Here is an 11806-nt window from a genome sequence, read left to right as displayed (position 1 = left end):
GCCGGTATCAGTGCCAACCCATCGATACCGGCTGTGCGCCCCACCTGGCCAATCGGTGGGGAAGGTGCCRCCACCGCCCCCGACCGACGCTTACGGAGAACCTCATGCCTGTTCCCGGACCCGCGGCCGGCCCGCTGACGACCGGCCGGCCCACCACCGATCCGACCGCCCCCGACACCGCGCCCGCCAGGCTGTCGGCTCCCGGCCGGTCAGCCCAGGACGGGCCAGTACGGCCGGCGCTCGCGCCGCTGCTGCCGGCGGCGGACATCGCCGACGCGACCGAGGCGTTCCACCGGGCCGCGCCGTCCGCCCGGCGCTGGGACGTGGAGTCCTCGATCGCCTGGGAGGTGGCCGACGCGGGCCGGCTGACCGACGGGCAGGCCTCGGCGGTCCAGTTCATCACGCTGATCGAGGACCACCTGCCCGGCTACATCGGCGTCTACGAGCGGGCCTTCCCGCTCAACGAGGACGTCGACCTCGACACGTTCCTCCACAACCGGGAGCTGTACCACTTCACGATCCGGTGGGGGTTCGAGGAGGACACGCACGCGCGGGCGCTGTTCCGCTACCAGGTCGCGTCCGGTCTCGCCGACCCGGTGAGCCTGCGCCGGGAGCTCGCGATGGAGGGGCGCAAGCCCTTCGAGCTGCCGCACGACCACGCCGTCTCGCTGCTCGCCTACGCGCTGGTGCAGGAGAAGGCGACCCAGATCTACTACCAGCAGCTGCGCGCGGTCGTCGGCGACCCGGTGCTCGCCGACGTGCTCGGCTACCTCGCCAGGGACGAGGCGCGGCACTTCGCGTTCCTCGCCGACGTGGTGGAGCGGTACCTGCGGGTGTACGGCGACGCGGTGGTCGAGCCGATCCGCGAGGTCGTCGCCAACTTCCGGATGCCGCTGGCCGACACGATCCGCGGCTACTGGCGCTGGGCGCTGCGGATCGCCGACACCGCCCGCTACGACCACACCGACGCCTACGGGCACCTGATCCGGATCGTCAACCACGCGGTCGACGCCCGCACCGACCGGGTCGACGAGCTGGTCCGCTTCGTCGACGCCTGCCGCTCCACCACCGCCGGAGCCGCGTCGTGACCGGCGGACTCGCCGACCAGGTCACGGACGCGCCCGCCGCCCCCAGCCCGGCGGGCGACATCGCGCCAGCGGGCGGCGCGGTGCCGCGGCCAGCGGTACCGGAGTTCGACGCGTTCAACCCGGAGCACCGGGCCGACCCGTACCCGCGGTACGCGGTCGCGCGGGAGGCGACGCCGCTCGTGCCCAGCGCGCTCGGCCCGTACCTCGTCACCCGGTACGCCGACTGCGCGGCCGCGTTGTCCGAGCCGGCCTGGAGCCACGCGGACGAGGCGGAGATCTTCCACCCGGACGTCGAGCACACCGAGCTGCCCGCGTCGTTCCTCTGGATGGACCCGCCGGACCACACCCGGCTGCGCGGCCTGGTCAGCAAGGCGTTCACCKCGCGTCGGGTGCTGGACCTGCGACCCCGGATCGCCGAGATCGTCGACGGGCTGCTCGACACGGTGCTCGGCCAGGGCGAGGTGGACGCCGTCGAGACGCTGGCCTACCCGCTGCCGCTGACGGTCATCTGCGAGCTGCTCGGCGTCCCGCCAGCCGACCAGCACCGCATCCACTGGTGCGCGCCGGCGCTGGCCCGCGGCTTCGATCCCGACCTGCTGCTCAGCGAGACCGAGGCGAAGGCCCGGTCGGACGCGGCGCTGGAGCTGCTGGACTACTTCGCCCACCTGATCGCGCTGCGGCGCGCCGAGCCGGCGAACGACCTGGTCAGCGGCCTCGGCGCCGTGCACGAGCGAGGTGACGTGCTCACCGAGCACGAGATGCTGGCGACCTGCGTGACGCTGGTCGTCGCCGGCCACGAGACGACGGTCAACCTCGTCGGCAACGGCCTGCTCGGCCTGCTGCGCCACCCCGACCAGCTGGAGCTGCTGCGCCAGCGCCCCGAGCTGGCGGCACCGGCGGTGGAGGAGCTGCTGCGCCACGACTCCCCGGTGCACCTGACGACCCGGATGGCCCGCCGCGAGCTGTCCCTCGGCGGGCGCGTCTTCGAGCCGGGCGAGGCGATCGTGCTGCTGTTCGGGTCCGGCAACCGGGACCCGCGGGCGTTCGACCGGCCCGACGAGCTGGACCTGGCCCGGTACGCGGCCGGCTCGGCCGCGCCCAAGCACCTGACCTTCAGCATGGGCATCCACTACTGCCTCGGGGCGCCGCTGGCGCGCCTCGAGATGGAGATCCTGCTGGACGCGCTCACCCGCCGGGTACGCCGCTTCGAGGCTGGCGCTGACGCGCCCACCTACAAGCCGAATCTGGTGCTACGCGGCCTCGCCCGCCTTCCGGTCCGCCTCTCCTGAGCGGCCCCGGCACGCGACCCGGACGGCACGACCGACCATCGAAGGAGTGGCTGGGATGACGAGCGCCCCGGCGGCCGAGAACCCGTTCGCGGCCTTCGCGCCGGAGCACCGGGCCGACCCCTACCCGGTCTACCGCCGGATCCACGCGGGCGGCGCGCTGCAGCCGCTCGCCCCGTCGGTGTGKCTCGCGCCGCGCTACGACGAGTGCGCCGCGGTGCTGCACGAGCCGGCGTGGGGACACGGCTACGACGCCGGCATCAACCCGTTCCGGCCCGGCGTCCCCGCGTCCGACGTCCCCGGTTCGTTCCTCGTGCTCGACCCGCCGGACCACACCCGGCTGCGGGCGATCGTCGGCCGGGGATACACGCCGCGGGCGGTGGAGCGGCTGCGCGCCGGCGTGCGGGCCACCGCCGAGCGCCTGGTGGCCGACATGGTCGCGGCCGGCGAGGCGGACGTGATGGCCGCGCTCGCCGACCCGCTGCCGCTGTACACGATCGGGACGATGCTCGGCATCTCCCCCCGGCTCGCCGAGGAGCTTCGCGGCCCGCTGCGCGCGATGTCGCGCGGGGTGGACCCCGACGTGTTCCTCTCCCCCGCCGACGTCGCGGCCCGCGAGACGAGCGAGCGGACGCTGGAGGAGGCCTTCCGCGCCCTTCTCGACGAGCGCCGGCGGGAGCCGACCGACGACCTGCTCGGCGCGATCGCCGCCGCGGCCGCACCGGACGAGCCCGTGAGCCACGAACTGCTCGCGCTCGCCGCCCTGATGATCATCGGCGGCTACGGCACGTCGGAGAGCATGCTCGGCAACGCCGTGCTCGCGCTGGCGCGCCACCCCGATCAGCTCGACCTCCTGCGCCGCCGCCCGGAGCTGGCCTCCTGCGCCGTCGAGGAGCTCATCCGGTTCGACCCGCCGGTCCAGTTCACCCACCGGGTCGCGCTGCGGGACCTGACGGTCGGCGAGCAGTCGTTCGGACGCGGCAGCGGCATCGTCGTCGTCCTCGCCTCGGCCAACCGCGACCCGGCGGTCTTCCCCGACCCGGACCGGCTCGACCTCACCCGCTACCACGGCCCGGCCCCGGCCCGCCGTCACCTCGCCTTCAGCCTCGGCGTCCATTTCTGCATCGGCGCGCTCGTCGGCCGCGCGCAGATCGAGGCCGCCCTCACCGCCCTGGCCGCCGCCACCCGTTCCGTGGAGCTGGCCGAGCCGCCCGCATACCGCCCCAACGTGGCGATCCGCACCCTGGACACGCTGCGCGTCCGCCTCAAGCCCCGCTGACGCCGGTCGGCACCACGAAGGAGCAGGACCCATGACCTCAGCCCAGATCGAGAACGTCGTGCCCGACGCGGTCGACCTGTTCACCGCCGCCCACCGCCTCGACCCCTATCCCGGCTACCGCCGGCTGCGAGAAGCCTCCGGCCCGACCGCCATCCGCCTTGGCGACACCGAGGTCACCGTCCTGTCCCGGTTCGCCGACTGCGCCGCCGCGCTGCAGAGCGGCACCTGGGGGCACGGCAACGTCGACAAGCTCAGCCCGTTCTGGGACCAGGAGGCGAGCCTGCCCGGCTCCTTCATCCGGATGGACCCGCCGGACCACCGGCGGCTGCGAGGCCTGGTCAACAAGGCCTTCAGCGCCCGCATGGTCGCCGACCTCGCCCCCATGATCACCCAGCTGGTCGACCGCCTCGTCGACCGGGCCGTCAAGGACGGCGGCCTCGACATCGTCCAGGGCCTCTCCGCGCCGATCGCGCTGGCGATGGTGGGCCGGCGGCTGCTCGGCGTACCCGAACAGGACGCGGACCTGCTGCGCTCCTGGGAGCTGGCGATCGCCCGCGGCACCGACCCGGAGCCGCTGCTGTCCGCCGAGGAGATCAAGCGCCGCGACGAGGCCGGGGCGGCTGTCGTCGCCTACATGATGGAGCTCATCGGCCGCCGCAAGGCGCACCCGGAGGACGACCTGCTCAGCCGGCTCGTCGCCGTCGAAGAGGCCGGAGACGCGCTCAGCGTGCCAGAGGTCATCGGCATCTGCGTGCTGCTGCTCGTCGCCGGCATGGAGACCAGCATCAACCTCGTCGGCAACGGCATCCTCGCGCTGCTCGCCCACCCCGACCAGCTGGAGCTGCTGCGCCAGCGCCCCGAACTCGCCGGCCCGGCCGTCGAGGAGATCCTCCGCTACGACACGCCAACCCAGTTCACCATGCGCGTCGCCCTCACCGACACGACCATCGGCGACCGCCAGTTCCACCGCGGCGACGGCGTCATCGTGCTCATGGGGTCAGCCGACCGCGACACCGAGGTGTTCACCGAACCCGACCGGATCGACGTGACCCGGTACGCGCCCCCCAGCCGTGCGTCCCGGCACCTCGGGTTCAGTCTTGGACTGCACTACTGCATGGGGGCCCCGCTGGCCCGCCTGGAGGCGTCGACCGCCATCAGGACCCTGATCGAGCGGGCGCCCGGGCTGCGGCTCGCGACCGACGAACCCCTCTCCTACCAGCCAAGCGTCATCCACCGAGGCCTGGTCTCCCTGCCCGTCGAGCTGGCCCCCACCGCGGCCTGACCCCTCGCCTCGCCCAGGCGACTCAGGGGCCGGAGACGTATACGTCTCCGGCCCCTGGTGTCTTCGGCACCTGCTCCCGCTGGCGGCTGTCGCGAGCTGTCAGCCCTCGTCCATCTGGACGCGCAGCTCGGCGATGCCTCGGACGATCATGTTGGGCCGGTAGGGCGGCGGGTCGACCAGCGGGGTCATCCGGGGTGCGYGCCGGGCCAGCGCCCGCAGCAGCAGGTCCATCTCGAGGCGCACCATCGGCGCGCCGATGCAGTAGTGGTGCCCACGCCCGAACCCGAGGTGGCGCGGCGTCCACTGGTCCCCCGCGTACCGGGCCAGGTCGAGCCGGTCGGGGTCGGCGTAGACCTCGGGGTCCCGGTTCCCGCTCGCGAGCAGGACGATCACGCCGTCGCCCTCGGCGAACCGCTCCCCGGAGACCTCGGTGTCGCGCACCGCCCGCCGGGTGGAGATGTGCGCCGGCGAGTGGAAGCGCATCAGCTCGTCCACCGCCGGTACGGCGAGGTCGGGGTTGGCGCGCAGCGCCGCGTACTGGTCGGGGTAGCGCGTCAGGGCGTCGAGCGTGCTGGCGATCAGGGCGACGGTGGTCTCGTGGCCGGCGACGAGCAGCACGACCAGGGTCGCGAGCATCTCGTCGTTACTGAGCCGGTCGCCCTCGGCCTCGGCGAGCGCCAGCGCGCTGACGAGGTCGCCCGTCGGCTCGGCCCGGCGGCGCGCGACGAGCTCGGTGAGGTAGTCCCTGATCTCCTTCGCCGACCGCTGCCGGTTGTCGACCTCCGCCGGCGTGAGCAGGACGTCGGGGTCCAGGCCGCGGGCAAGGCCGGAGGACCATGACCGCACGGCCGCGTGGTCGGCCTCGGGCACGCCCATCAGGTCGGCGATCATCGTCAGCGGCAGGGGATAGGCGATCGCCTCGACGAGGTCCACCTCGCCCGCCGCGACGGCCGCGTCGAGCAGCCCGTCCACGAGCGCGCTGGCCCGCGCCCTGGTCTCCTCGATGCGGCGGACGGTGAACGCCCGGCTGACCAGCTTGCGGATACGGGTGTGGTCCGGCGGCTCCATCCACAGGAACGAGGTCGGCAGGTCCGACCCGTCGCTGTCGGGATGCATCAGGTCGCCTTCCTCGGCGTGGCTCCACGCCGAGTCCTGCAGGATCGCGTCGATCTCCCGGTAGCGCGTGACCAGGCGCATGCCCAGCGGGCCGGGGACGAACGGTCCGGCCTCGCGCAGGACCTGGTAGTTCGGGAAGGTGTCATGGTTCCAGGCGGGGTCGAAGATGTTCACCGCCGCCTGCTCAGGCGTGATCACGGCCGGCCCGGCGGGCGATGGGGTTCCGAGAGCGGCGGTCACGCCATCGCCTCGGCGAGACGGCGGCGGACGCGGCCGTTGGTGCTCACGTCCAGGCCGGTCAGCGCGGCGAACGCGCGGCGGATGTTGTCCTGCAACCGGTCAAGCTCACCCTCGGTGGCGATCCCAGCCAGGAACAACTCGAACGCGGTGTCGATCGTCTCGTGGTTCGCGAGCTCCTCAAGCCCGCTCTTGAACACCCCGACCGGATGCTTGATCCGCGACTCGGACGTGTACACGTACAACGTCTCCAGAACCGACGGCAACTCCTCCGGACACACATCCAGGCGCCGACGGGCATAGTGCAGGAACTCCCGCGCGTGCCCCGCCTCGTCCCGGCTGGCCCGCGTCATCAGCCCACGCAGCACCGGCTCGTCGACCCACGCCGCCACCGACCGGTACACGTGGTTGACCGTCAACTCAGAGATGATGTTCGTCGCGAGGGTCGCACTCGGCGTGGTGCCCGGCGCGTACGGCGCGCGCATCGCCTGGACCGGCGCCGACGGCATCACCACACCGACCGCGTCCAACCAGGCCCGGAACGCGAAATGATGCTGAAGCTCCTCGTAACCCCACACCGCGACGAACGCCGAGAAATCATAGTCGTCGAACTCGTTGAGGAAACCATGCTGAGCCGCGATCGAGTTCGCCTCACCCATCACGGCACTCTTGACCATCGTCACGTACTCCGGCCGCACCAGACCCGGATCGATCTCGTCGAACGGAAGCTCATCGAGCGTCCAACGCTTGCGTTCGTAATGCCGGAAGACGTCGTAGCCATGCATCGGGCTCAACCTCCGTCGGGGTTGGTCACTCGTCCACCCGCCGGCGCGGCCAGCCGGCGCCCGGCCCATCGCCGTCCGCCGCCCCGCCTCTCCGGCACGCGGCCGCCACGGTGTCGAGCACGGGACGACGACGGCCCAGCCCACACGGCGCGGACGGCACCGGACGGCCGCGCCGCCGCACCCAACACTGACAATCCGGCATCGGCCGGTCAACGAAGAGCGCGTCTCTTCTATCGATCGATCGTGGACCACAATGAGCCGCCCCGGCCACCACCGTTTTTCTCCAGGAAATTGCCGGTGAACATCACCGAGTTCACCCGATATTACGGTCGATGGCACTGGCCGGTCGGGGCTGGTTCGGTCTCTGTTCGCCGTCGTTAGCAGTGCCGTGGCGTTCCACGATTACCGGCCCGAGGCACCGGTATTCTGTCGGCATTTGGCATATCGGCCGACCGGAAACCCGGACCAGACGCGGGCCTCGACAGGCCGCTGGCTGGCGGGGCGGCCGCCGTCGGGCGGGGCGGCCGAGTCGACTGGCGCACCGCACCGCACCGCACGGCACCGGGTCGCGAGCGGACGCGGCCGGCGTCCACCGTTCAGGAGGGCACACTCGTGGAGCAGATCGGCGCAACGGCCCATGACAGCCTGGTCGTCCACCAAACGGACGGGACCGCCCAGCGAGACGACGACGGAAGCGGCGATGGCGCCTTCTTCGTCCCCGACACCGCCGTCCCGCACGCCACCGGGCCGGTCACCGCGGCGGTCGGCGGCCCGTCGCTGCGCGCGACGTCGTCCAGCGAAGGCCCGTGGGCGCCCGGCCTACAGCACGGCGGCGTGGTCAGCGCGGTGCTCACCCGGTCACTCGAGCAGGCCGCCGAGGCCGCGGGCCTCACCCGCGGGCACCTCGCCAGGATCGCGGTCGAGTTCCTGCGCCCGGCGCCGGTCGGGCCGGTCTCGATCACGGCGGAGGTGGTCCGCCCCGGCCGCCAGGTCGCGTTGCTGCGCGCCGAGCTGCGCGCGGACCCGGACCCGGCGTCCCGGGTGCTCGCCATCGCGACGGCCTGGTGGCGGCGCCGATCGCCCGGCCTGGTCCCCGACGTCGCCCACACCGAGGCGCCCGCCCTGCCCGACCCTGACTCGCTGCCCACCGAGGTGCCCGACAGCGACCTCACCCGCTACCTGGACCGCGGCTACATCGCCGCGACCGAGTGGCGCTACGCCGGTGGCCGGATGGAGGAGCCCGGCTCGTCGACCGCGTGGGTCCGCCCCCGCATCCCGCTCGTGCAYGGTGAACGGATCAGTCCGACCCAGCTGCTGATGCTGGTCGCGGACGCCGCCAGCGGGGTGAGCGCGGTGCTCGACTTCCGCACCCACCTGTTCACCAACGTCGACCTCGTCGTCAGCGCGCTGCGGCCGGTCGAGGGCGACTGGGTGAGCCTGCACGCCACGACCGCGATCGACGGCGCCGGCGGCGGCACCACGACCACCATGCTCGGCGACCGGCGCGGCCCGGTCGCCTTCGCCCTGCACACCCTCTTCGTCGCGCCCCTCGCCGGCTGACGACGGCGGTCCCGTCGAGTCATGAGATCGGGGCATGCCTGATGGGGCGAACCAGACGCCTCGAAGCGCCACGAGCCAGGACAGGAGGCAGGTGCGCCGCCCGCCCCGGCACCGCGGTCAGCGGTCAGCGGTCAGCGGTCAGCGGTCAGCGGAGGATGCCGGCGGCGCGGGCGGCGGAGAGCCAGGTGGGGAACTCGGCGAGGAGCTGGTCGTAGAGCTCGCCGGCGGACAGGTCGCCCGGGGCGCGGCCGGTGGCGAGGAAGCCGGCGTTGTCGACCATCCGGCCTTCCATGGTGTCCAGGTCCCGCAGGAACTTGAGATGGCGGCCCTTGCCGAAGCCGACGAACTGCCAGAAGATCGGCAGGTCGCTGCTTTGCCGGATCAGGTCGCGTGCCCGGCGCTTGTCGAACGGCGCGCCGTCGGTCTGGAACACGACGAATGCCGGGTAGGCGCCGCCGGTCGCCCGGTGGTGGTCGATGACCGCCGTCATCGCCGGAACGTAGTTGGTACCGCCCCAGGGAAGCTTCGCCTGCAGCGCCTGGATCCTGCCGTGGTAGTTGTCCAGGCCGATCTCGTCGACAAGGCTGACCTTGTCGGAGAAGAACACCAGCGGCACGACGCCGTCGTCGTCGAGGTTGGCCGACAGGCCGAGCACCTGCTCCGCGAAGTGCTGCATGGTCCCGGTCCGGTAGTGGCCCATCATGCTGGCCGAGTGGTCCAGGACCAGGTAGACGGCGGCGCGCAGCCCGGCCGCGCCCTGCTTGCGCAGGCTGACCCCGGCCGCCTTGTACAGGTCGACCAGGCCCGGCGCGGTCCGCGAGACCTTCTCGAGGCTGATCGCGGCGGCACCCGCCGGCGCGGTCCCGCCGTGAGGACCGGCTGGCCCCGGCCGCGCTGGCTGCCATGGCTGCCCCGGCCGCGTGACCGGCGTTCCCGGCCAACCGCCTGGAGCCGGCGGTCCCCAGGCCGGTGACGGCTGCCCGGGTGCCGCGGGCGCTGGCCAGGCCGCCGGCGGCGACGTGACGGCTGGCGCGGGCGGCGCGGGCGGGTCGTCGATGACCACCCCGAAGTCGACCGCCAGCCCCGCGAGCCCGGTCGCGTATCCCTGCCCGACGGCCCGGACCTTCCAGCCGCCATCGCGCCGGTAGAACTCGGCCAGCAGTACCACGGTCTCGCCGTGCGTCAGCGGCGCCGGCGTGAACTGGTAGCGGCGCCCGCCGTCGTCGACCTCGACCCAGGGCGTGGTGGCGCCGTCGAACACCAGGCCGACCCGCGCCACGTCGACGCTCGCGGCGACCACCACCTTGGCGACGTCACCCGGGACCCGCCGAAGGTCGACCGTCACGCACGCCCCGGCCAGCGATACGCCGTCGTGCGCCGGATGGTTGAAGAAGACCAGGTCGTCGTCGCCGCGCACCTTGCCCGTGGCCGCCAGCAGAACCCCGGAGACGTCGATGGACCCGCCGGCGGCCGCGACCGTCGCCGTGACCAGACCGCCGGCCAGCGGCGCGTTCGCGCCAGGGGTCAGATGAGTCACGGCGTTCATGGCGTCTCCCCGACATTGGACGATGCGCGAGAGCCAAGCATGGGCGCCCGGCGGCGAGATCGTCCAGCGGTCGCCCCCCGCCATCCGCGGTCGGACTCAAGCCATCAGGCGGATGGTCAAGGCCGGCGGTTGACGGTCGGGGCGGCTGGTCGGTCAGTCAGCCGGTACGTCGGCTTCCGGCTCCGGGTACCCGGCGGCGAGGTCCGCGAGGAGGACGGGCAGGACGAGCTCCTCGTCGACGCGAATGCCGTGACGTTCCAGGGCGGGGCGAAGTGCCGGGTCCCAGGCGGCGTCCACGGGACGACCGGTGAGCGGGCCGCCGGTCACCGTCGCCAGAGCCGCGAGGTAGGCCTCAGCGTCGTAACGCCACGGGCGCCAGTCGACGCGCTCACGCAGGCCGCCCGCGATGCGCAGGCCGCCCCAGTCGAAGTCGCCGTGGTAGGCGAAGCTGGCGCCCTGGTCGGCGAGCAGCTCGAGCAGGCCGAGGACGGCGGCCGACGGCTGGCCGCCCGCGCAGACCAGCGGTGGGGTGTCCCGGCCGAGCTCGTCAGCGGCGCTGGCGAGCACGATCGGGTTCTCGCAGACGAAGACGAGGCCGGCGCCGACGCCCAGGTCGGCGCGTTCACCGCCGCGCCCGGTGACCTGGCGCAGCGTCAGCACGCACGGCTCGGCCGCCTCGTGGGCCGCGGCGAGCATCCGACCGGTCGGCGTGGCCGCCCCGCCGGGCAGCCCCAGGCACAGCACGGTCGACGACAGCTCGTCCAGATGCACCCCGACCGCGGCCCAGGCCGCCCGCCGCCCGGCCGCCGAGGCATCCCCCGTCGGCTCGGCCCCGGCGAGCACCCGCACGGCGGCGAGCGCCAGCGTCGCGAGTGGGCGGCCGTCGTCGAGCGCGTGCGCGTCACCCGCGCCCGTCGCCGCCAGCCGGCCCAGCGCCAGCCCACCGGACGGCAGCGCGTCGAGCACCGCCGCCAGCTGCTCGACGAGCCGGGCCGCCGTGTCCGGGTCCCCGGCGAGCCTGCGCAGCATCCCCGTCCCGTCCAGCCAGGCCAGCCATCCGGACAGCTCCGGCCGCCGCTCGGTGAGCGCGTACAGCGGCGCCCGCGCGGCCGCCCAGGCCGCGGCCTGGGCGGCGGCCACCGCGGCCTCGTCGACGATCGGCCCGGTCAGCAGCACCACCGCCGCCGCGAGACCCTCGGGGGCGACGCCGCTCGCCCGTAGGATCCGGTCGACCTCGTCCAGCGGTACCGACAACGAGTAGCCGCGCCCGGCGCGCCGCCCGAGCAGCCGTTCGGCGGCCCGGCGCTGCTCGTGGCTCGCCTTCGGCAACGTGACGACACCGGTCAGCGGTTGCCCCTGCGCCAGCCGCCGCCGCGCCCGGTCCACGAGCCACGCCAGCTGTTCCCCGCCCAGCAGCCGCCGCAGCCGCTCGACGTCCCCGTCGGCACGTCCGCCCACCGACCCTGCCCTGGCCGCCGTGGCGGCAGCCACCGGGGCGGCCCCGTCGGCCTCGTCGGGGCCCGTCACGGCGAGGCCCGCGCCCATCGCGCACCGACGCCGCCCGCGCGGATACCGCCGGGTAGCGCGTCGTCTGATGTCCCCTGTCGCCTCATCACCCTGCATGGTG

General features: G+C 73.6%; 9 protein-coding genes. 5 read left to right on the top strand and 4 right to left on the bottom strand.

The window, feature by feature from the left end; all coding sequences use genetic code 11:
* The first annotated feature begins 104 nt into the window (after nucleotides 1-104).
* From BL253_RS09630 to BL253_RS09615, 4 genes are read left to right on the top strand one after another with little or no spacing between them, the layout of a single operon-like run.
* Entirely contained in the window at nucleotides 105-1088 is a 984-nt protein-coding gene (locus BL253_RS09630; protein WP_081438161.1) for an acyl-ACP desaturase, read from the top strand.
* Nucleotides 1085-2377, top strand: a complete 1293-nt coding sequence (locus tag BL253_RS09625) for a cytochrome P450 (protein ID WP_081438160.1) — start codon at nucleotides 1085-1087, stop codon at nucleotides 2375-2377. The genes BL253_RS09630 and BL253_RS09625 overlap by 4 nt, the downstream gene beginning before the upstream one ends.
* 55 nt (nucleotides 2378-2432) lie before the next feature.
* Nucleotides 2433-3653 (top strand): cytochrome P450, encoded by a 1221-nt coding sequence (locus BL253_RS09620; protein ID WP_076815575.1) that lies wholly within the window; start codon nucleotides 2433-2435, stop codon nucleotides 3651-3653.
* A 31-nt stretch (nucleotides 3654-3684) separates the two neighbouring features.
* On the top strand, nucleotides 3685-4935 hold the full coding sequence (locus BL253_RS09615) for a cytochrome P450 (RefSeq protein ID WP_076815574.1): 1251 nt from the start codon (nucleotides 3685-3687) through the stop codon (nucleotides 4933-4935).
* A gap of 99 nt (nucleotides 4936-5034) precedes the next feature.
* Here the strand turns inward: BL253_RS09615 and BL253_RS09610 are convergent, their stop codons facing one another.
* Nucleotides 5035-6291 carry a cytochrome P450 gene (locus tag BL253_RS09610; RefSeq protein WP_076815573.1) on the bottom strand — a complete coding sequence of 419 codons (1257 nt, stop codon included), beginning with the start codon at nucleotides 6289-6291 and terminating at the stop codon, nucleotides 5035-5037.
* The gene (locus tag BL253_RS09605; protein WP_076815572.1) at nucleotides 6288-7073 is read right to left on the bottom strand and encodes a ferritin-like domain-containing protein; all 786 of its coding nucleotides are present in this window, start codon (nucleotides 7071-7073) and stop codon (nucleotides 6288-6290) included. Before BL253_RS09605 ends, BL253_RS09610 begins: the two co-directional genes overlap by 4 nt.
* Nucleotides 7074-7685: 612 nt before the next feature.
* Here BL253_RS09605 and BL253_RS09600 point away from each other — a divergent pair.
* On the top strand, nucleotides 7686-8633 hold the full coding sequence (locus BL253_RS09600; RefSeq protein ID WP_081438159.1) for a thioesterase family protein: 948 nt from the start codon (nucleotides 7686-7688) through the stop codon (nucleotides 8631-8633).
* Between the two features lie 145 nt (nucleotides 8634-8778).
* On the opposite strand, the gene BL253_RS09595 is transcribed toward BL253_RS09600, so the two are convergent.
* Together BL253_RS09595 and BL253_RS09590 are read right to left on the bottom strand one after the other, a co-directional pair.
* Entirely contained in the window at nucleotides 8779-10179 is a 1401-nt protein-coding gene (locus BL253_RS09595; RefSeq protein ID WP_076815571.1) for a VWA domain-containing protein, read from the bottom strand.
* Nucleotides 10180-10332: 153 nt separating this feature from the next.
* Entirely contained in the window at nucleotides 10333-11724 is a 1392-nt protein-coding gene (locus BL253_RS09590; protein WP_081438158.1) for a TIGR02679 family protein, read from the bottom strand.
* Nucleotides 11725-11806 lie beyond the last annotated feature (82 nt).

The sequence above is a fragment of the Pseudofrankia asymbiotica genome, assembly GCF_001983105.1.
Classification (GTDB): Bacteria; Actinomycetota; Actinomycetes; order Frankiales; family Frankiaceae; genus Pseudofrankia; species Pseudofrankia asymbiotica.
The sequence above is the reverse complement of the archived record's forward strand: the minus strand, read 5'-3'. Positions and strand labels throughout refer to the sequence as shown.

What these genes read in the sequence shown, in the direction of transcription:
- BL253_RS09590 (WP_081438158.1), bottom strand. Translation starts at nt 11,724, where the DNA reads ATGGGCGCGGGCCTCGCCGTGACGGGCCCCGACGAGGCCGACGGGGCC.
- BL253_RS09630 (WP_081438161.1), top strand. Translation starts at nt 105, where the DNA reads ATGCCTGTTCCCGGACCCGCGGCCGGCCCGCTGACGACCGGCCGGCCC.
- BL253_RS09615 (WP_076815574.1), top strand. Translation starts at nt 3,685, where the DNA reads ATGACCTCAGCCCAGATCGAGAACGTCGTGCCCGACGCGGTCGACCTG.
- BL253_RS09605 (WP_076815572.1), bottom strand. Translation starts at nt 7,073, where the DNA reads ATGCATGGCTACGACGTCTTCCGGCATTACGAACGCAAGCGTTGGACG.
- BL253_RS09595 (WP_076815571.1), bottom strand. Translation starts at nt 10,179, where the DNA reads ATGAACGCCGTGACTCATCTGACCCCTGGCGCGAACGCGCCGCTGGCC.